Genomic DNA, 20,400 nt, shown 5'->3' on the forward strand with positions numbered 1-20,400 from the left:
TTACAAACCAATAATCTCGGTCTTTATTTTTACACGGATACAATATCTCATCTAACAATCCGCATGTCTAAAGGCTATACTGACCACAATTAGTTTGTATTCGATCTTATTAAAGCTTACTTATCATGAAAAAGCTATCCAGTTTGGGCTTCGTGCGTCCAATTTTTTTGATCATTATTATTATCTTAGTCTCACTTCCGATGGGATTTTATGGCATGTATCTCTATATTGCCCCAACCCTCCCGGAAATGAGTTCACTAAAAAAAGCACCGCTTTTAAAGCCATTGCAAGTCTATACAGCCGACAACCAACTTATTGCTGAGTACGGTGGTAAGCTTTCTATTCCGGTTGAATACAAACAAATTCCTCCTACTTTTATTCATGCCTTCCTAGCAGCAGAAGATTCTTCTTTCTTTGAACACAGTGGCATTAGCTTTAAAGGTTTAGGTCGTGCTTTGAGTGAAAGTGTGACTGGTTCTGATGTGCAAACAGGTGGTTCGACCATCACCATGCAGGTTGCAAAGAACTATTATTTAAGTCCAGAAAGAACATTAAAACGCAAACTAACAGAAATCTTTTTGGCTCGAAAAATTGAGCAAAACTTATCTAAAGAAGACATCTTAAGTCTTTATGTCAATAAGATTTTCTTGGGTAAAAATGCTTACGGTATCGCAGCTGCTGCAAAAATTTACTATAACAAGAGTATTAATGAGCTTAGCATTGCTCAAATGGCTATGATTTCTGGCTTACCGAAAGCACCGTCTAAATACAACCCGGTTGTTAACCCAGAGCGCGCACTTGAACGCCGTAACTGGATTTTAGGACGTATGTTGCAGCTCGGTTATATTTCTCAAGCAGAATATCAAAAGGCTGTTGCAGAGCCAATTAACTTGAACATGCCTAACCGCGACCTAAATAATATTCACCCATATGCAGGTGAAATGGTCCGTTCAGAGCTTGTAAAACACTTTGGTGAACAAGCAATTGACTCAGGCTATAAGGTTTATACAACTATTAATGCCCAACGTCAGGCTATTGCAGAGAAATCTGTACAAGATGGCTTAGAAGCTTATGACCGTCGTCATGGCTGGCGTGGAGCTGAAGCACATGACAAACCATTAAGCCAATTTAGAGCTTATGCCAACACCTATCCAGCAGAAGTGACTAAAGTAAATAGCAACTCTTTTGAAGCATTAATGCAAGATGGCTCAACAGTTACTGTGCAATGGTCTGGCATGTCATGGGCACGCCCCTATCGCAATGCGAATAGTGTAGGTGGAGCACCTTCACGTGCATCTCAAATTGTTAAAGTGAAAGATATTGTTCGTTTACGACCAAATGATACCAAAACTGCATGGTCGTTAGTTCAAGTACCAAAAGTTCAAGGCCAGCTTATTGCAATTAACCCAAATGACGGCTCAATTGAAGCCATTGTTGGTGGTTATAATTTCTATCAATCAAAATTTAACCGTGCTTTACAAGGCTGGCGTCAGCCTGGTTCTACCATCAAGCCATTCCTCTATGCTTTAGCGTTAGAGCGTGGTATGACTCCTTACAGCATGGTCAACGATAGTCCAATTACCATTGGTAAATGGACACCGAAGAACTCTGATGGCCGTTATCTAGGTATGATCCCTTTACGTCGTGCTTTGTATTTGTCGCGTAATACCGTATCAGTAAGACTTTTACAAACAGTAGGGATTGAACGTACTCGCCAGTTATTCATGGATTTTGGGTTACAAGAAGATCAAATTCCGCGCAACTACACGATTGCTCTAGGTACACCTCAAGTGTTACCAATTCAAATGGCAACAGGTTATGCAACGTTTGCAAACGGTGGTTACCGTGTTCAACCACATTTCATCCAACGTATTGAGGATGCATACGGCAAAGTTATTTACGAAGCTAAACCAGAATATGCATGTATTCCATGTATTAATGCCCCTGAAACCAAAGGTGATGCGCAGACAACTACACCAGATGATCAAGTTGTTGAAGTTACCAATAAAGAGTTAGAGCAGAAAGAAAAGGCAGCTAAACAGCTTAACCTTAAACAAACTGATAAAAATAACAGTCAATATCGTCAAGCTCAGCGTATTTTAAAATCAAGCTCAGCTTATGATATGGCAAATATCTTACGTGATGTAATTGAGCATGGTACAGGTCGTGCTGCGCTTAAAATTGGTCGTAGTGACTTAGGTGGTAAAACAGGTACAACGAACGATGCAAAAGATGCATGGTTTGCGGGCTTTAATGGCAAGTTAGTTGCGATTACATGGGTCGGCTTTGACCAACCGACGACACTTGGTCGTCGCGAGTATGGCGGTATTGCGGCATTGCCAATCTGGATTAACTTTATGGACCAATCCCTAAAAGGTACTCCAGCAGCTTGGGTGAGTTTAGATAAAGATGCTCAGGCACCAATTTCTCGTGACAAACAAGCCGTCGTTACTGAGGTAACAGATAAGAAAACATATCGTGCTGCACCACCATTAGCACGTCCACTCTATCGTCCTGCACCGCCACAACCGAAAGCTAACACCAATAATGACTTTGATGACTTACCTGGTGAGGAAATTGTAATTCCATCTAAAGCAGCGCCTCCAGCAATGAAGCCTTCACAAGGAGCAGCGCCGAAGCGTGACAAAGATGAATTAGAAAACTTGATTAACCAAATTGAGTAAAAATAAAAAAGCCATCGTTAGATGGCTTTTTTATTACGTTTTTGAAAAAGATATATTTGAAATGAGGCTGTTACTTGCAAGTGTGATTGCTGTTCCAATTGCATACGGCGCTCTGGAGAGGCCTTATATGCATATGGGGTCATAGCAATCAGATTCTTTAACGCTTCTTGGTCAAGTAATAAAGGAGCATCTATAACTTGCTGTTCTTTCAACTCAAATAAATCTTGCAGTTGTTCAACAAATTTTTGCGGTGTGTGCGGATTGACCTGCTCAAACAGTGCTTCACGCATCGCATATAAATGTTCAGTTGCAGGTGTGACAACAATTAAATACCCATCATCTTTTAGCACACGTAAAATTTCTGCTTGTGGAATCGGGCTAAAAAGGCTGGTACACACATCCATACTTTGATCAATTACAGGTAAAGTTGCTCCTGTACCCACAACCCAAGTCACTTTGTCATTTAACTTTGCTGCACGTTGTACTGCATTTTTTGCAATATCTACGCCTATACACTGCTCAACAACATGCTGCATTGCACTGGTGTAATAACCCTCGCCACAACCAATATCAAGTACAGCTTTGGCTTTAAGCTGTTTCAGTAAATCGACTACAGCTTGCTGTAAAGGTTGATAATAGCCTCCTTGTAAAAAGGCACGGCGCGCATCTACAGACTCAGGAGTATCCCCCGGATTTTTACTGTGTTTATGCTGTACAACGTGTAAGTTCACATAACCTTGTTTTGCAATGTCATAACTATGGCCCTGATCACATCGCCAAGTTTTACTTACTAATTCGAGTCTCTGACGACACACGGGACACATTAAATTTTGCATAGTCACTTCTAATTATTCTCTTGTTCTTTTTGCTGTAAATAAGCCTTTGCTTGCGTACCAACAAAAGTACGGCCCGCATTTGTTCCATTAATCCATTCATCTACTTCAAACAAATCAAATAAACCAATTTTAATTAAAGTCGGAATCGCAATTTTTAATTCCTCTTCAATTTGGCCTCTTTGCCCTGCATTATATAAATCAATGTTATGCAGCATCGTCGCTACTGTTCCAGTTTGTACCTGACTGCCATCTTTAAGTACAACTTGAGGTAACACTTCCCCATCACTAACCACTTTTTGGTTAATTACAGATAATTGGTCTAGCCCAACAACCTTTGTCATTTACCTCTCCAATAAAAAAAGCCAGTAGAAACTGGCTTTATATTGACACCAAAATAATTTCTAGCGCAATTTTAAGGTCATTAGGCCTAAAACCACTAGCATAATCGTAATAATCCAGAACCGGATAACCACTTGGGTTTCTTTCCAGCCTTGTTTTTCATAGTGATGATGTAAAGGTGCCATCAAAAATACGCGCTTATTCCGCATTCGCAACGACCCGATTTGCAAGAAGACCGATACAGCCTCCATCACAAAAACACCACCCATAATCGCAAATACGATTTCTTGGCGTACCATAACGGCAATTGTTCCAAGCATTGCGCCTAGAGCTAAAGCCCCCACATCACCCATAAAGACTTGAGCTGGATGGGCGTTATACCAAAGAAATGCCAAACCTGCACCAATCATGGCAGAACAGATTACAACCAGTTCTGAAGTATATTTAACATATGGAATATGCAAATAATTAGCAAAACGGATATCGCCAGATAAGTAAGCAAATACGCCTAAACCAGAAGCAACCATAACGACTGGCATAATGGCTAAACCATCTAAACCGTCAGTTAGGTTAACTGCGTTAGACGCACCATTAATTACTAAATAAGTGAATACAATAAATGCCAAACCTAATGGAACAATAGAAAGTGGAATTGAAAGATTCTTAAAGAAAGGAATCAATAAATCCAGCATATTTGCAGTGTGTTCTGCATTAGATTGTTCAGTTGCAATTAAATATAAGGCGATACCAGCACCGAGTGACGCAATAGAAGTCCAGAAGAACTTCTTACGAGCAGGTAAACCTGCATTGTCTTTATAGCGAATTTTAATCCAGTCATCTGCCCAGCCAACTGCGCCGAATACAACCATTACACCAAGCACAATCCAAACATAAGGGTTAGATAAATCAGCCCATAACAAAGTACTAATACCGATTGAGAGTAGGATTAAAATCCCGCCCATCGTCGGTGTACCCATTTTTTTAGCATGATTTTCAGGAGCAAATGAACTTACTGCCTGACCGTATTTTAACGCCTGTAATTTACGAATCATGATCGGCCCGAGAACCAAACCAATGGTCAGTGAGGTTAATACACTGAGTAAAGAACGTAATGTTAAATAACGAACGACCTGAAACGAACTGTGATAGCCCGCAAGGTGTTCAAACAACCATAACAGCATTTAAAGTTTCTCCATCAAATCAGCCATCAACGTTTCCATATGAGTAAAGCGAGAACCTTTAAACAGGAAACTCATGGACTGTGGTTGATGTGTTTGGATTAGATTGATTAAAAATGGAAGCGTCTCAGCTTGAGTCTGAAATGCTTTCAATTTATTAGAATGAAGGCCTGCACCTTCGAGAGCTGCTGAGGCAAACTGCCCCACTGCAATAATATGGTCTAAAGGAAGCTCGGCGAGGTCGCGACCTAAATCGTGATGTTCTTGCCAACTGCTATTACCTAACTCACCAATATCCCCCATCACCATGACTTTAATGCCATTTTGTTGAAGTAATACTTGTGCCGCAGCACGCATGGACGTTGGATTAGCGTTATAAGTATCATCAATAAACAAGTAAGGCGCTTTTTGAATAAAGTTCAAACGACCTTTCGCACCTTGCGCTTGCTCTAAACCTTTTACAATATCTTCTAGGCTAATACCTAATGCTAAAGCAAACGCTACGGCTGCCGTTGCATTTTGTACATTATGCTCACCAGCAAATGGCAATCTTACAAGGCTAGAACCTTGAGGCGTATGTAGCTGAAAATTGGCAGACTGCGGCAATAATTCAATATCTGTAGCAAAGACGTCACCACCTGTACCAAAGGTAGAGATTTGATGACCTTTCGCAGCTTCACGAATCTCGGTAGTGAAGTCGTCTTGTTGCGGAACAATGGCAACGCCCTGAGGCAAAATATGACGATAAATTTCCGATTTAGCACGGCAAATACCATCACGCCCGCCGAACTCGCCCAAATGAGCAGTTCCAATATTTAAAATGCCAGCAACGTGTGGCTGAACAAGTTTTGATGTGTAATCAATTTCGCCTTGATGACTTGCGCCAAGTTCCATCACTGCATACTGATGTTCCTTACGAAGCTCGAGCAGCATCATCGGCACGCCTAGGTCATTATTTAAGTTGCCTCGGGTAATGAGTGTGGGTGCTAAACGAGACAGTATGCTTCCTAGCATTTCTTTGGTGGTGGTTTTGCCACTACTGCCTGTTAAAGCAATCACTTTCAATTGAGCATTTTGTTCGCGGCGATAAGCACCTAATTGCCCCAAAGCCAAACGAGTATCAGCAACCACAAGCTGAGCAATATCAACATCTAATGGACGTTCAACAATAGCGATTTGACAACCATTTGCTGCAACTTGTGCAACGAAATCATGTGCATCGAAACGCTCACCTTTTAGTGCTAAAAAGGCGTCCCCACTTTCTGCATGACGTGAGTCAGTCAAAATACGTTTAATTTCAGTTTGAGGGATCTGGTCTTTATGCCAGTAACCCTGCGTTGCCTGTTGTAATTGTTGAGCTGTCCACGGTTCCAAAGGCACGGTACTGGTGGTTGAAGTATGCATAATTTTTCCTATTGTGCAGGGTAAGCAGCATCTACCGTATGATGTTGTGCATCAATCGCAGAACGCACTTCAACCACATCATCAAACCAGTGACGCACACCATTAATTTCTTGATAATTTTCATGTCCTTTACCGGCAATCACCACAATGTCACCAGCTTGAGCTTGCTCTGCAACAAATTTAATGGCTTCACGTCGGTCATGAATTTCATGCATACGATGCCCTGAAAAATCGATTCCTTGCTTCATGTCAGCAAAAATCTGTTCAGGGTCTTCTGTTCTTGGGTTATCTGAAGTCAAAATAACCGGATTTGCGCCATCTAAAGCAGCTTGGGTCATGAGTGGACGCTTACCACGATCACGATCACCACCACATCCAAATACTGCCCAAAGCTCATTAGAAACATGACGCTTTAATGTTTTAAGCACTTGAATCAATGCATCTGGCGTATGAGCATAATCGACTACAAATAGTCGCTCATCATCACGAATGACTTGCATTCGGCCTGGGGCACCAACTAGTTTAGGAACAAAATCAACTAATGCTTGTAAATCGAAACCAGCTTGCTCAGCAGCTATGAGTGCAGCAATCAAATTTTCAACATTGAAATGACCTAATAGCGGACTTTCTACCGCAAATGAACCTTGCAGCCCCATCAAATTAAAGGTTGCACCTGCCAAGCTATAACTTAAATCGGTAATGTAATAATCAGCTGTATTTTGAGTAAGCGAATAAGTCAAAATTTTAGGTTGTGCTGGATTATTCTGTGCAGACTTAATCATTAAATCTGCATGAGTATCATCTAGATTAATCACAGCAACTTTTAACGAATTAAACTGGAACAAACGAGCCTTTGCTTCTGCATAAGCTTCTAGGGTGCCATGATAATCGAGGTGGTCACGACTTAAATTACTATAAACAGCAATTTCAATATCACAACCATTTAGTCGGCCCTGCTCAAGACCATGTGAACTCGCTTCTAAAGAAGCAAAAGTTGCACCCTGCTTAGCATAAGCATGTAATTCATTTTGTAATTGTAGAGCATCAAGAGTGGTATGCGTAGAAGGTGTCAAGTCCGGTAAAATACCATTACCAGTCGTCCCCATCACTGCACAGCGCTGCTGTTGTGAACTAATTAACTCAGCAATTAAGCGAGAAATAGTCGTTTTACCATTCGTTCCTGTTACAGCAATAATCCGTAATGGTTTAACTGTATCAGTCTGTTGTAAATAACGTTTTTGCCACTCACCCATGCGCTGGCGCACATCAGGACATACCCACTCATTTGCCACACCTAATTCGGTTTCACTAATAACAGCGAGCGCTCCATTTGCTAAAGCTGCTTCAGCAAATGTACGTGTTTTTTCAGGTTGGCTATAACTGGTCAAAGCAATAAAAATTTGGCCTGTTTCGATTTTACGACTATCTAAACCAAAGCCATGAAATGGCTGGTGAGGCCATTGAGCATCAATCTCGATTGGATTAATTTCTTGAAAAGAAACAGTCATAGCTTACCTGCGAGTAGGATTCTGTGGAGTATTAAGTGGCTTATCAAGCGGCACGTTCATTAAACGTAGCGACTCTTGCATAATACGAGCAAAAACTGGGGCAGCAACCAAACCACCGTAATAACGACCTTGTGGATTTTCCACAACCACAATAACAGCTAGACGCGGATCACTGATTGGTGCAACGCCGGCAAATAAAGCACGATATTCACTATTTGAGTAACCCTTACCATCAGCACGCAATTTATGAGCGGTACCTGTTTTACCACCTACTCGATAGCCTGGAATATTGGCTTGTGTCGCTGTACCACCCGGCATAGTCACTTGCTCAAGCATTAACAAGACTTGATCAGCAATTTTCGGATTAAGAACCTGCTCACCCTTAGGTGCCTGATCTAATTTATGCAAGCTTAATGGCATTTTTACGCCATGATTTGCAAGCATGGCATAGCCTTGAGCCAATTGAAGGATAGTTGCGTTTAGACCATAACCATAAGCCATAGTACCAATTTGAGAAGAGTTTAATTTACTTACAGGAAGTACTAAACCAGAACTTTCCCCTGGGAACTTCACAGCAGAACGCTTACCAAAACCAACACGATTAAAGAAGGTCGGCAATGTCTCTTTTGGAAGTGATAATGCAATTTTTGCAGAACCCACGTTTGAAGACTTAATAATGACGCCTGTTACGGTCAAAGTCCCGTAGTTATGGGTATCACGAATGGTATGCCAACCTAAACGCATTGAACCAGGTGAGGTATTTACAATGGTATTTGGTGTGTATTGACCCGTTTCTAAAGCAGCAGAAATTGTGAATGGCTTCATGGTTGAACCTGGCTCGAACATATCGATCGCACCACGGTTACGCATAGCATCTTTATTAGACAAGCCATTCTTATCATTCGGGTTATAAGATGGCCAACTGGTCATAGCCAAAATTTCACCCGTTTTAACATCAACCGCAATAGCCGTTGCTGAACGTGCATTATTCGCGACACCAGCAGCCGTCAATTCACGGTACATAATGTACTGTAAGCGAGAGTCGATACTTAAAGTGATATTCTCACCCGGCTCACCCTCACGGATTACTTCAGAAACTTTTAAACGGTTACCGCGCTTATCACGAATAATTTTTTGTTCGCCATCTACACCGGAAAGTTGTTTATTCAACTGCATTTCCAAGCCTTCAACCCCCTGACCCTCACTGTTGGTCAAGCCAATAATTTGAGCATTTGGCTGTGGTTGCGGATAATAACGTTTATAAGTTTTTTCTGCGTAAACCCCTTGGAAGTTACCTTTCATAATGAGGTCGGCTTGTTGCGGTGGTACTTCTTTCTTCAAAACCAAATAGCGAGAACGCGGACGTGCATTCATCTGTTTTTTAAGATCAGCACGGTCAACACCGACCACATCGGCAAGCTCATCTAGGTTTAAATTTTTATCTGGTAACTGACGTTTTAATTTACGATTCTTCGGATCTTGTTTTAGTTCAGCTGTAATTTGATCGTATAAATGTTTGGTTTCAAAATAATCACGTGGGTCCATCACAATTTTCATGATTGGACTACTAATCGCTAAAGGTACACCGTGACGATCACTAATCACACCACGCATGGCTTCTACACGTTCAGTACGCAAAATATTGGCATTGGCCTTATTTTGTAAAAAGTCCTTATTAATAATTTGAACGTAAAATGCACGTGCAATTAATACCACAAAACACAGTAGCACCACTGCCCAGAGCAGATAAAACCGCCACATATCAAAGGCAAGACTTGGTTTTTCCGAAATAGACTGCTGTTTTTTTCGTGTTTGCTTTGTTCGCTTATCTACCATACAGCAAGGCCTTACTTATTTTGCTCTGAGGTCATCGGTAAAGAAATTACCACCGTTTCTGCAGCCGGTGGCGAAAACATTCGTAATTGTGTCACAGCACGTGTACCAATTTGAGCAGTCGCACCAAATGTTTGTTGCTCAATCAATAAACGTCCCCATTCAGCATTGAGGTCGTCACGTTCACGCATATAAGAGCTTAACTCTCTATAATCATGACGGTATTCAAATACCTGTAATACCACCATCATGGCACTGATAAAAACCAATGCCACCATGACTGTATATACCACAACTTTTTTGACCACTTTATTTTCTGTGGTTTCGATTTCATCACTGCTTTTCATTACGCGCCTTTTTGTTCCAAGCGTTCAGCAACCCGAAGCCATGCACTACGTGAACGTGGGTTCGCTTTTACTTCTTCTTCACTCGCACGAACCCGTGAAATTTTCTTTAATCTTCTCGTATCAATCTGTTGTTGAGGCATGCCCCAACCAGAGTCCTCTGCAAGCGTTGATTCTTTTTGAATAAACTGTTTGATCAACCGGTCTTCAAGCGAATGGAAGCTGATCACAGACAAACGTCCTTTTGGTTTAAGCAAGTCTACAGCTTGCGGCAAAAACACTTCAATATCATCTAGTTCTTTGTTAATAGCAATACGAATTGCCTGAAAAGTACGCGTAGCCGGATGCTTATGTTTTTCCCATTTTGGGTGGGCTGTTTTTACAAGTTCAGCCAATTGTGCTGTCGTATCTAATTTTCCAGCCTGTTTAATTGCTTTAGCAATACGTCGACTATATCGTTCTTCACCATATTGATAAATGATATTCGCCAACTGCTCCTCTTCAATTTCAAGCAACCACTCGGCAGCCGTCAATCCTTTAGAGTTATCCATACGCATGTCCAAAGGACCATCTTGCATAAAACTAAAGCCGCGTTCAGCTTGATCTAATTGAGGAGAAGACACACCTAAGTCTGCCATAATTCCATCGACACTTTGCACCCCAATTTCCTGCATTTTTTCTTTAATTTCAGCAAAACTTGCATGAATAATGGTAAATCTTGGGTCTTCTTGTGCTAAAGCAGCCGCAACTTCCAGAGCTTGAGGGTCTTTATCAAAGGCATATACTCGGGCATTTTCATCGAGTTTAGACAATAATAAGCGCGTATGCCCGCCCCGTCCAAAGGTTGCATCGATATACACCCCAGTTGTGCGATCTGCCAATAAGCTTTCAACGGTCTCAAAAAGTAAGACAGAAATATGCGACATAGGAGTTAAATCATAGCGTAAAAATGTAACTGCACATTATCACCTTGTTTATGATGAACACCAAACGGCTTTTTGTAGGAAAATATTAATTTTTCATAGAGAAAACCGTTTTCTTTGCATTTTTTAAGCAAAATAAAAAAGCAAGCTTACCTTTTCAGGTTTACTTGCTTCAATATTAAAAGTTTAAGTAATTTTTAAACGGCTACTCTAAATATATTTATCTTTACTATTTCCCTTCATAAATCTGATCGAAGATGGCTCCATTGGCAAAGTGAGTTTGCTGAGCTTTTGCCCACCCACCAAAAACATCGTTAATAGTAAATAATTTAATTTTTGGAAATTGTGCTGCATATTTTGCAGCGACCTGAGGATTACGTGGACGGAAATAATGTTTAGCGGCCAACTCTTGTCCTAAAGGTGAATATAAGAAGTTGAGATAGCCTTTAGCTAAAGTACGGTTACCGTCCTTGTCGACTGTTTTATCTACAATCGCAACAGAAGGCTCTGCCAAAATTGAAATGGATGGATAAACAATTTCATATTTATCTTTATCAAGCCCTTTAGTTGCCAATAATGCTTCATTCTCCCAAGAGAGTAGAACGTCTCCAATTCCACGCTCAGCAAATGTAGTCAGCGAACCACGTGCCCCAGAATCTAGCACTTTGACATTGTGATAAAGTTTTTTAACCAGCTCTTTTGCTTTAGCATCATTTCCACCCGGCTGTTTTAAAGCATATCCCCATGCAGAAAGATAAATCCAGCGCGGTGCTCCCCCCGTTTTCGGATTAGGCGTAATAATTTCAACACCAGGTTTAGTTAAGTCATTCCAATCACGAATATTTTTTGGATTACCTTTCCTAACCAGAAAAACAACTGTGGAGGTATAGGGCGCAGAGTTATTAGGAAACTCTTTTTGCCAGTTCGGCTGGATATATCCGGCTTTAACAATTTCATCAATATCATTCGCTAAAGCCAAAGTCACCACATCTGCTTGAAGGCCTGTCGCTACAGCTCGAGCCTGTTTCCCAGAGCCACCATGGGATTGTTTAAAATCAACGTCCTGACCTGTACGTTGCTTCCAGAACTTTCCAAAAGCCTGATTATATTCTTGATAAAATTCGCGAGTTGGATCATAAGAAACATTTAAAAATGTAGTCGCAGCCTGTACTGCACTTACGGCTAACCCCATATATGTAGCGACCGCAATTATTGCTATTCTTTTCATTTATAAAAACCAATTTCATTTTTAAACTATACTATATTTTTATGTTTTCATTTTTCCATCAAATACTTATAACAATTCAAGGTTTACTAATCACTTTAAACGATATAAATTTTGCTTAGTTTTTATTCATAATTTCGAAAAGTTTTGTAATTATTCTTATAGTTTATTTATAGTCTTCACTTTATCTACACATTAATTTGTTAAATAATGAGACGTAATGGATACAGATAGGCTACATTTGAAAGATACCAAGGTGAAATAAAGGTGTTTTTTGTAAAAAGTGTGACATAGTTCTACTTTTTTATTAAAATTTATGTTTGAATCGTAGCGTTACCGTAATTTACATTTGGTTAAACTCAAAAAATAGACGAAATGTACGTACTGAGGGGATGAGTAAAAATGAAAACTAAGTATGGAAAAGCTTTGAGTTTGGGTTTGGTGCTCAGTTTTGCATCACAATTATCTGTTGCCGCAGCACTCAAAGATACACCAACCAAAAGCGTTTCGGACCGTCAGTCTTCGCTTATTGAAAAAGCGCTAGACCAACAAAAACGCAATACTATAGCCTTACCATCTACAGATGATGAGCTAAAAGTACTTAACACTATTCGTGTAACACCTACTCAAAATTTTCTTGCTGCACAGCATGAACGTTTTTCACGTTTTGTTCAGGCAATCTTCCAGCCACATACTTCTTAATATTTGAAACAGCCCCTCATCGTTTCAAATTAAGCCCAGTCTGCCGTTAAATAAAAACGTCAGAATACTGGGCTTTTTCGTTATAATAGTTTCAATTTTTATTTTGACCCATTATCTATGAAAGTTCGTACTCGTATTGCACCTTCTCCTACTGGTTTCCCTCATGTTGGTACTGCCTACATTGCCTTATTCAACATGTGTTTTGCGAAACAACATGGCGGGGAATTTATTTTAAGAATTGAAGATACAGACCAACTTCGCTCTACACCAGAATCTGAAAAAATGATTTTAGATTCTTTACGCTGGTTAGGTTTAAACTGGTCTGAAGGTCCAGATGTGGGTGGCCCACACGCGCCTTATCGCCAATCAGAGCGCATGGGAATTTATAAGCAATACGCGTTAGAACTTGTTGAAAAAGGTCATGCTTTTTACTGTTTCGCGACAGCAGAAGAACTAGATCAAATGCGTGCTGAACAGCAAGCACGTGGTGAAACACCAAAATATGATGGCCGTGGCTTAAAGCTTTCTCAAGAAGAAGTCACTCGCCGTCTTGAAGCGGGTGAACCTCATGTCATTCGTATGAAAGTGCCTGAAGAAGGCGTATGTAAATTTAATGATTTACTACGCGGCGAAGTAGAAATTCCTTGGGCACAAGTCGATATGCAAGTTCTTCTTAAAACAGATGGCTTACCGACTTATCATTTAGCAAACGTAGTTGATGACCATTTAATGGAAATCACTCATGTATTGCGTGGTGAAGAATGGCTTCCATCTGCACCAAAGCATCAATTACTTTACCAATATTTTGGTTGGGAAATGCCAACGCTTTGCCACATGCCATTGCTACGTAACCCAGATAAATCAAAATTATCTAAACGTAAAAACCCAACATCAATTAACTACTACCGCGATATCGGTGTTCTACCAGAAGCCTTACTCAACTATTTAGGCCGTATGGGCTGGTCAATGCCAGATGAGCGTGAAGTATTTACTCTTCAAGACATGATGGATCACTTTGATATCCAACGTGTATCTTTGGGTGGTCCGATTTTTGATGTCGAAAAACTCAATTGGTTAAATGGCCAATGGATCAAAGGCTTAACACCAGGCCAACTATTAGACCGTTTACTTACTTGGAAAAGTGATCGCAGCACTTTAGAAGACATTGCTGCCGCTATTCAACCACGTATTAATTTACTTTCTGAAGCCGTGAATTGGGCTGGTTTTTACTTTAACCATATGCCACAAATTACAGCCGAAATGTTTGAAAGTAAAAAATTGACTCAAGAACAAGTTCGTCAAAGCCTACAATTTGCAATTTGGCGTCTTGAAGGTCAGTTTACTTGGAATAATGACACGGTTAGCCAAACCCTAATGGACTTGGCAAATCAGATGGGTATTAAATTACGTGACTTTATGCCAGCGTTCTTTATTGCAATTGCCGGCTCAACCAGCTCAACACCAGTGATGCAATCAATGGTTACGCTTGGCCCTGATTTAACCTTTGCTCGTTTACGACATGCATTAGAAATTGTTGGTGCACCGAGCAAAAAAGAAGTAAAAATCTGGGAAAAGCTCAATGAAAGCTTAAAATTGCCGAAAAATGAAGCAACTAGCGAAGCTTAATTCATTTTTTTATTGACGTGTGGGCGCATTCAACCTAATATTGCGCTCACACAAACTGGGGCCATAGCTCAGTTGGTAGAGCGCTACAATGGCATTGTAGAGGTCAGCGGTTCGATCCCGCTTGGCTCCACCAAGATCCTTTGTGTTTGCCTCATCAAGTCCCTATCGTCTAGAGGCCTAGGACATCGCCCTTTCACGGCGGTAACCGGGGTTCGAATCCCCGTAGGGACGCCATTTTCTTTTTGAAAAATTCATTTTAAAGACTCTTTCGTCACCTTCCTGTCTATTCTTTGACACCTTCTTGATTGCACATTTGTCTATTTTATCTAAAATAGCGTCTTTCTCAAATTCTCTCAATGTGTAATATGCAGCCATCTGACAATCAACTAGATGCTCAGCATCAGAACAGTACTGCACCTTTAAAAAGAGCCATGAGTACTCGCCACCTTGTGATGTTATCGCTAGGGGGAGCAATCGGTACTGGTTTATTTTTGGGTTCAGGGGAAGTCATTTCACAAACTGGACCTATTGGCGCAATTATTGCCTACATTCTTGGGGGTGCGATTGCTTACATGGTGATGCTCTGCTTAGGCGAGCTGGCTGTCCACATGCCTGTTTCTGGCTCTTTTGGTGCATATGCGCAAAAGTACATTAGCCCAAGTACAGGTTACATGATTTCATGGATGTACTGGCTAACATGGACAGCAACGCTAGGAACCGAGTTTACCGCTGCTGCTCTACTTATGCAGGAATGGTTTCCACAAATTTCAATGTGGATCTGGACACTTATTTTTGCAGTAACTATTTTTGGACTCAATATTAGTTCAACTCGAGTATTCGCTGAGTCAGAGTTCTGGCTGGCACTGGTTAAGGTCGTTACCGTTATTGCCTTTATTGTGCTTGGGTTATTAGCCATTTTTGGTTTAATTCCTTTTCATGGCGCTCAAACTGCTCCTCTGTTTAGTAATTTAACTGCCCAAGGCTGGTTCCCACACGGTTTCCTCCCTATCTTTACGACCATGCTGATTGTGAATTTCGCGTTCTCTGGAACAGAACTGATTGGTGTGGCTGCTGGTGAAACGAAAGATCCTGCACAGAACGTCCCTAAAGCGATTAATGCTGCAATCTGGCGTCTTCTTATCTTCTTTGTAGGCACCATTATTGTGATTAGCGCATTACTTCCTTTCCAGCTTGCAGGCTTAAGCAGTGAAAGTGTAAGTAGCAGTCCTTTCGTTACTGTATTTAATTACATCGGGATTCCATATGCTGATGACATCATTCGTTTTGTAATTATTACGGCACTGCTCTCAGCTGCAAATTCAGGTTTGTATGCAGCTTCACGTATGATGTGGTCTTTATCAGAACAAAAACTACTTCCAAGTGTATTTGCCACACTTTCAAAAAGTGGAACACCTATTGTGGCTCTGGTTATTACCATGTTTGGCGCAATCCCAGGTTTGTTATCGGAACAGTTTGCACCTGAAACCATCTTTAAAAACTTACTCGGTGTTGCAGCTTTTACCATGGTTATTGTCTGGATGAGTATTTGTTTAAGTCAGTTCAATTTCCGTAGGCACTGGTACCGAGCTGGTCATACAGTTAAAGATTTAAAATATGCAGCACCACTATTCCCCATCGTTCCAATTTTAGGTTTTCTTTTCTGCTTTATCACCTGTTTAAGTATGGCAGCTGACCCTCAAATGCGAGCTGGTTTTGTAGGTTGCTTAATTTTTACTGCTTTATGCTATGTAAGTTACTTTATTTTTTATCGCGACAAAGCTTAAGTGCTTGTAATTAAAAAGTGTAGCAAAAAGCTACACTTTTTTTTGCCTAGATACTGGCTTTATAGAATCTACCGTTGTAGATTAAAATTTATATTAAAAACAATTCTTTGCCTACAATGAAAATTATATTTATCCATGGGATGAATCAACAGAATTACACAGCACATCGTTTAAAGGAGCATTGGCTAAAAGTATTTAAACTCGGCTTAAAACAATTACATTGTAGAGTTAATTTAAGAGATCTACATATACATATGCCATTTTATGGCGATTTAATGACGAAATATCAATTATCCAATCAATTAGACCTAAACACCTTACTTCCAAAATCTTTTAACTTTCATTTACCTATCCATTTAAACCAGCAAGCCTCTACACCTAAGGAGCATACTCCTTTTGTACCCCATCTCCCCCTTTCTCCTGATCAACCTGCAGAAAGCTTATCAGAACGTTTATATCTGACTTCACAGTTAGTAAAAGATCGTGTTCTTAAAGAAATGGTGGTTCTTTTAAATAATTTTCCCAAACTACATGAGAGTTTAATTCAACAATTCTTGATTGAAACTTACATGTACTTATCTAATCCTGATTTTATGTACGAAGTTCACCAAAGAATTTTAAAACAAATGCATGATGATGAAGAGTGCATTGTAGTCGCACACTCTTTGGGCTCTGTGATCGCATTTCACTTGTTATCAGATCCGGCTTATCATTTTTCAGTACAACGCTTTGTTACCTTGGCTTCACCACTTTCTTTTCGGGTGATCCAAAGTAAACTTCCCATTCCGATTGAACGACCAAAATGCCTCAATGGTGATTGGTATAATTTCTACTCAAAAGATGATTTTTTAACTGCTTTCCCGTTAAGTGAAGCACCTTTTGATTTTACCCCGCCCATCATTAATCAAGAGATTTTTACTTTTGCTAACCAGCCCCATGAAATTGTGGGTTACTTACAACATCACGAAGTTATCAAAGCCATTATCGAACCTTTTCAATAAAAATTAGCCATAAATGACTATATTTTCTACAATTTGAGTTATTTTTAAGCGCTTGACTGTTTTTTTTAATATTTCTTCAGAAAACTATTTGACACTTTTATTAAATCGACCTAATATACGCCCACCTCTGAAACGTCCCTATCGTCTAGAGGCCTAGGACATCGCCCTTTCACGGCGGTAACCGGGGTTCGAATCCCCGTAGGGACGCCACTAAATTCGAGGAAAAGCAAAGATTAATTATCTTTGCCGAGAATTTAGGCAAGCAGTTTACTGCGCGCAGGTAACTAGCCTCATATAAGTCCCTATCGTCTAGAGGCCTAGGACATCGCCCTTTCACGGCGGTAACCGGGGTTCGAATCCCCGTAGGGACGCCAAATTCTAAAAAGCCACTGCATAACGACAGTGGCTTTTTTCTTCTTATCTAGACAATAAAAAAGCTGATCATCAATCAGCTTTTCATCAATATAATTTAATTCGCAATTCCAACTTGGACTTCAAGACGACCTGATTGAACACGCAGACCTTTTATTTCAAATTGATCTACCAGTTGCTGCACAAGCTCACGGCTTTCTCTCAAAATATTGAGCCCCGGTAATATACTAAAGTCTGTCAAGCTTAAAAGTTTTTCTACCATCCATGAACGGTTGTTAATGAAGTCAATAAATCCTGCCTGTTCAAGATCAATAAACCACATACGATGACCATCACGCTGAATGCCTGGAATATCACGAATCAAATGATTAATCAGCGATGGTATAGGCAACATATTAATGACTTCAAAACCGACTCGCCCAATTCGACGGACTGCCCAATTCGACAATGTTCCGCCATGACGTATTTGCACATCGAGACTCTCATCCATTTGGCGTAAGCGTAAGAATTTTTCTTGCCCAATACGGCATTCCAATACCCGAAAATCTAAACTCAGCCGATACAGGAAACGGTGATAGTGCCCATCGATTTCAACCTGAAAACGATCATTGCCACATTGAACTTTAATATCATCAATTTCTGAACGATCTATTCGTTTACGAATTTGGCTGTTTAACAGCATTTCAGGCAAATATAAATTCAGCGTACTCTTACCTAGAAAAGTACGGGCCATAATTAACGCAACCTGACGCGCAGTTTCACTGGTTTCAGAGACCATATCTCTAACAGTTCCTGCTGCCAGATTGGTCATGCCAACGACTCCACGCTTTGTATGAGTTGTTACATGGTCTAAAGCATCTAAAGCTGCATCTGCAACCTCGGCAAGATTACGTGTCGTATCACTAGCAAACCCGACGGCATCATGAGCATGTTGCAAGGTCTTATGCAGCAAACGGCGTGAGAATGACAGTTTTATAGGGTCAGGGTTCCCTGAAACTGTTGATGTCGTTATAGGCTTCGACTTATTGTCATCTTCTTGACCCAAGTCCTTCTCCTTTTTATATTTCTTTCGCATCCTATTAATCAGCTTTTCAGCTCATTCCCAGTGTTGAACACACTTGGTTTTTATCTAGATTAGCATGCTCTACAGTATTATTTTAACTTTTATGTGTACGCATAAATCATCATTTTTTTATATATGCTTGTTTCAAAAAAGTATTTTATATCTAATCATCACCTCACTTTTCTAAAGCCCTACAAATTTTTTCCTTTCCCTGCATTTCCGTTAGAATAGATTCAAATTTAATGTGGAGCTGTCATGCAATATCGTTGCCCTCAATGTCAAAGTGTTAAAATTATGCCTGTAAGCCAAGGTGTTAACAGTGCCAAGCCTGTTGTGCCTAAGAGCTTAGTGATTTTAGTTCCTGCCATTTTTGTACTATTACTCTTGGTTGTAATTAGTATTTTTATGTGGATTTTTGGCAATGGCGCTGGCACTTCTCTACAAATTGCAACGGTCGTTGTTTTTGTTGTGACTTTAGGGGCAGGTTTTATGTTCTGGCGTGATTTGCCGGACTTTAAATTGTCTATGCAAGCATTTATGCAGTCACAAAAACACTGGAAATGTCGTGACTGCAATCACGAATGGGAAATTTAAAAAAGTATTCACATCAGCTTAATGCTGATGTGAATGTTCTTTGTCAGTCTCATCATGTTCATGTGAAGCATGTTGAGCGATATGCTGGCAATTGATCTCGGCATCATCTTCAATTTGCAATGTCACTTCACCAATACCATGCTCATGAGAAAGCATTTCAACAGCATCTTGATAGAGCTTAGTACGGTCAGCTTCGGGCGCAAATAAGTGCACGGTTAAATGGATGTTTTTAGAAGTAATCGCCCATACCTTGAGTTGGTGAATACTTTCAACACCATTTAAAGACAGTAAATCTGCACGTAACTTTTCGATATCGACTTCTTCGGGTACGCCTTCGAGCAAAATATTGATACTTTGTTTAAGCAAAACCCATGTTCTTGGTAATACCCAAAAACCAATCAGTACCGCAATAATCGTATCCACCCAGTACCAGTTGGTAAAGTAAATCACAACTGCACCAATAATAACGCCAACCGAGCCTAGCGCATCACTCAATACCTCTAAATAAGCGCCTTTGACATTTAAGCTGTTATTGGCACTCGACATGAGGATTTTCATTGAGATGAGGTTAATTACCAAACCAATGGTTGCCACAATGAGCATGCCCACACTTTGAATTTCAGGTGGTTTAGAGAAGCGGATATAGGCTTCATATAAAATATAAATCGCCACCACGAAAAGCATGAGTGCATTAAATAATGCAGCCAGAATTTCAAAGCGCTGATAACCAAAAGTACGTTTATTATCGGCTGGACGCTTTGCAATCTGAATTGCAACCAAAGCAATTGCCAGAGCAGCAGCATCAGTAAACATATGCGCAGCGTCAGAGAGTAATGCCAAACTTTGCGTGATTAAACCAGCAACAACCTCAACAATTAAAAATGTTGAGGTGAGTGCTAAAGCAATCATTAATTTCTTAGCATTACCTTCAGTCACTACAGCATGACTATGATCATGACCATGTTGTCCACCCATTTTGCGGAC

Annotated in this window: 17 protein-coding genes and 4 tRNA genes; 10 read left to right on the top strand and 11 right to left on the bottom strand. The window is 40.3% G+C overall.

Annotated features, from left to right (window positions below):
• Positions 1–125 precede the first annotated feature (125 nt).
• Entirely contained in the window at positions 126–2,684 is a 2,559-nt protein-coding gene (gene ponA / locus ACG59Z_RS07290; RefSeq protein WP_400198665.1) for a penicillin-binding protein PBP1a, read from the top strand.
• A gap of 17 nt (positions 2,685–2,701) precedes the next feature.
• On the opposite strand, the gene ACG59Z_RS07295 is transcribed toward ponA, so the two are convergent.
• The 9 genes from ACG59Z_RS07295 to ACG59Z_RS07335 form a co-directional block, all read right to left on the bottom strand.
• Positions 2,702–3,526 (bottom strand): putative RNA methyltransferase, encoded by an 825-nt coding sequence (locus ACG59Z_RS07295; protein WP_263614737.1) that lies wholly within the window; start codon positions 3,524–3,526, stop codon positions 2,702–2,704.
• 2 nt (positions 3,527–3,528) lie between these two features.
• Entirely contained in the window at positions 3,529–3,861 is a 333-nt protein-coding gene (locus ACG59Z_RS07300; RefSeq protein WP_263614738.1) for a hypothetical protein, read from the bottom strand.
• Between the two features lie 60 nt (positions 3,862–3,921).
• On the bottom strand, positions 3,922–5,040 hold the full coding sequence (gene mraY / locus ACG59Z_RS07305) for a phospho-N-acetylmuramoyl-pentapeptide-transferase (RefSeq protein WP_263614739.1): 1,119 nt from the start codon (positions 5,038–5,040) through the stop codon (positions 3,922–3,924).
• Positions 5,041–6,441 carry a UDP-N-acetylmuramoyl-tripeptide--D-alanyl-D-alanine ligase gene (murF, locus tag ACG59Z_RS07310; protein ID WP_400198668.1) on the bottom strand — a complete coding sequence of 467 codons (1,401 nt, stop codon included), beginning with the start codon at positions 6,439–6,441 and terminating at the stop codon, positions 5,041–5,043.
• Positions 6,442–6,449: 8 nt separating this feature from the next.
• Positions 6,450–7,949, bottom strand: coding sequence for a UDP-N-acetylmuramoyl-L-alanyl-D-glutamate--2,6-diaminopimelate ligase (locus ACG59Z_RS07315; RefSeq protein ID WP_400198670.1), 1,500 nt, complete (start codon positions 7,947–7,949; stop codon positions 6,450–6,452).
• Positions 7,950–7,952: 3 nt separating this feature from the next.
• Entirely contained in the window at positions 7,953–9,785 is a 1,833-nt protein-coding gene (gene ftsI, locus ACG59Z_RS07320; RefSeq protein WP_263614742.1) for a penicillin-binding protein PBP3, read from the bottom strand.
• Between the two features lie 11 nt (positions 9,786–9,796).
• A complete protein-coding gene (locus tag ACG59Z_RS07325) occupies positions 9,797–10,129 on the bottom strand; it encodes a cell division protein FtsL (protein ID WP_396462580.1) in 333 nt (110 codons plus the stop codon).
• Entirely contained in the window at positions 10,129–11,052 is a 924-nt protein-coding gene (rsmH, locus tag ACG59Z_RS07330) for a 16S rRNA (cytosine(1402)-N(4))-methyltransferase RsmH (protein ID WP_017398295.1), read from the bottom strand. Before rsmH ends, ACG59Z_RS07325 begins: the two co-directional genes overlap by 1 nt.
• Before the next feature lie 226 nt (positions 11,053–11,278).
• A complete protein-coding gene (locus ACG59Z_RS07335) occupies positions 11,279–12,277 on the bottom strand; it encodes a sulfate ABC transporter substrate-binding protein (protein WP_263614743.1) in 999 nt (332 codons plus the stop codon).
• A gap of 399 nt (positions 12,278–12,676) precedes the next feature.
• Here ACG59Z_RS07335 and ACG59Z_RS07340 point away from each other — a divergent pair, with 399 nt between their 5' ends.
• The 8 genes from ACG59Z_RS07340 (at position 12,677) to ACG59Z_RS07375 (ending at position 17,761) form a co-directional block, all read left to right on the top strand.
• Positions 12,677–12,976, top strand: a complete 300-nt coding sequence (locus ACG59Z_RS07340) for a DUF4179 domain-containing protein (protein WP_400198673.1) — start codon at positions 12,677–12,679, stop codon at positions 12,974–12,976.
• 117 nt (positions 12,977–13,093) lie between these two features.
• Entirely contained in the window at positions 13,094–14,602 is a 1,509-nt protein-coding gene (gltX, locus tag ACG59Z_RS07345; RefSeq protein WP_311086535.1) for a glutamate--tRNA ligase, read from the top strand.
• Between the two features lie 57 nt (positions 14,603–14,659).
• Positions 14,660–14,735: transfer RNA gene (locus ACG59Z_RS07350), tRNA-Ala, on the top strand.
• A 25-nt stretch (positions 14,736–14,760) separates the two neighbouring features.
• Positions 14,761–14,836: transfer RNA gene (locus tag ACG59Z_RS07355), tRNA-Glu, on the top strand.
• A 131-nt stretch (positions 14,837–14,967) separates the two neighbouring features.
• Positions 14,968–16,386: an amino acid permease gene (locus ACG59Z_RS07360; protein WP_400198676.1), complete on the top strand. Its 1,419-nt coding sequence runs from the start codon at positions 14,968–14,970 to the stop codon at positions 16,384–16,386.
• A gap of 116 nt (positions 16,387–16,502) precedes the next feature.
• Positions 16,503–17,387, top strand: coding sequence for a hypothetical protein (locus ACG59Z_RS07365; protein ID WP_396462582.1), 885 nt, complete (start codon positions 16,503–16,505; stop codon positions 17,385–17,387).
• Positions 17,388–17,521: 134 nt separating this feature from the next.
• A tRNA-Glu gene (locus ACG59Z_RS07370) sits at positions 17,522–17,597 on the top strand.
• 88 nt (positions 17,598–17,685) lie between these two features.
• Positions 17,686–17,761, top strand: a tRNA-Glu gene (locus ACG59Z_RS07375).
• Positions 17,762–17,856: 95 nt separating this feature from the next.
• Here the strand turns inward: ACG59Z_RS07375 and ACG59Z_RS07380 are convergent.
• Complete coding sequence (locus ACG59Z_RS07380; protein WP_319915099.1) at positions 17,857–18,804, bottom strand: hypothetical protein; 948 nt, start codon at positions 18,802–18,804, stop codon at positions 17,857–17,859.
• 273 nt (positions 18,805–19,077) lie between these two features.
• Here ACG59Z_RS07380 and ACG59Z_RS07385 point away from each other — a divergent pair, with 273 nt between their 5' ends.
• Positions 19,078–19,416, top strand: coding sequence for a membrane protein (locus ACG59Z_RS07385; protein WP_002051673.1), 339 nt, complete (start codon positions 19,078–19,080; stop codon positions 19,414–19,416).
• Between the two features lie 18 nt (positions 19,417–19,434).
• Here ACG59Z_RS07385 and ACG59Z_RS07390 read toward each other — a convergent pair whose 3' ends face one another.
• On the bottom strand, positions 19,435–20,391 hold the full coding sequence (locus tag ACG59Z_RS07390) for a cation diffusion facilitator family transporter (protein WP_148356599.1): 957 nt from the start codon (positions 20,389–20,391) through the stop codon (positions 19,435–19,437).
• Positions 20,392–20,400: the final 9 nt, after the last annotated feature.

Source organism: Acinetobacter sp. ABJ_C1_1 (assembly GCF_044684115.1).
GTDB classification, from domain to species: Bacteria; Pseudomonadota; Gammaproteobacteria; order Pseudomonadales; family Moraxellaceae; genus Acinetobacter; species Acinetobacter nosocomialis_A.

What these genes read in the sequence shown, in the direction of transcription:
- ponA (WP_400198665.1), top strand. Translation starts at nt 126, where the DNA reads ATGAAAAAGCTATCCAGTTTGGGCTTCGTGCGTCCAATTTTTTTGATC.
- ACG59Z_RS07325 (WP_396462580.1), bottom strand. Translation starts at nt 10,129, where the DNA reads ATGAAAAGCAGTGATGAAATCGAAACCACAGAAAATAAAGTGGTCAAA.
- mraY (WP_263614739.1), bottom strand. Translation starts at nt 5,040, where the DNA reads ATGCTGTTATGGTTGTTTGAACACCTTGCGGGCTATCACAGTTCGTTT.
- gltX (WP_311086535.1), top strand. Translation starts at nt 13,094, where the DNA reads ATGAAAGTTCGTACTCGTATTGCACCTTCTCCTACTGGTTTCCCTCAT.
- rsmH (WP_017398295.1), bottom strand. Translation starts at nt 11,052, where the DNA reads ATGTCGCATATTTCTGTCTTACTTTTTGAGACCGTTGAAAGCTTATTG.
- ACG59Z_RS07300 (WP_263614738.1), bottom strand. Translation starts at nt 3,861, where the DNA reads ATGACAAAGGTTGTTGGGCTAGACCAATTATCTGTAATTAACCAAAAA.
- ACG59Z_RS07360 (WP_400198676.1), top strand. Translation starts at nt 14,968, where the DNA reads ATGCAGCCATCTGACAATCAACTAGATGCTCAGCATCAGAACAGTACT.
- ACG59Z_RS07315 (WP_400198670.1), bottom strand. Translation starts at nt 7,949, where the DNA reads ATGACTGTTTCTTTTCAAGAAATTAATCCAATCGAGATTGATGCTCAA.
- ACG59Z_RS07340 (WP_400198673.1), top strand. Translation starts at nt 12,677, where the DNA reads ATGAAAACTAAGTATGGAAAAGCTTTGAGTTTGGGTTTGGTGCTCAGT.
- ftsI (WP_263614742.1), bottom strand. Translation starts at nt 9,785, where the DNA reads ATGGTAGATAAGCGAACAAAGCAAACACGAAAAAAACAGCAGTCTATT.
- ACG59Z_RS07335 (WP_263614743.1), bottom strand. Translation starts at nt 12,277, where the DNA reads ATGAAAAGAATAGCAATAATTGCGGTCGCTACATATATGGGGTTAGCC.
- ACG59Z_RS07385 (WP_002051673.1), top strand. Translation starts at nt 19,078, where the DNA reads ATGCAATATCGTTGCCCTCAATGTCAAAGTGTTAAAATTATGCCTGTA.
- ACG59Z_RS07365 (WP_396462582.1), top strand. Translation starts at nt 16,503, where the DNA reads ATGAAAATTATATTTATCCATGGGATGAATCAACAGAATTACACAGCA.
- murF (WP_400198668.1), bottom strand. Translation starts at nt 6,441, where the DNA reads ATGCATACTTCAACCACCAGTACCGTGCCTTTGGAACCGTGGACAGCT.
- ACG59Z_RS07390 (WP_148356599.1), bottom strand. Translation starts at nt 20,391, where the DNA reads ATGGGTGGACAACATGGTCATGATCATAGTCATGCTGTAGTGACTGAA.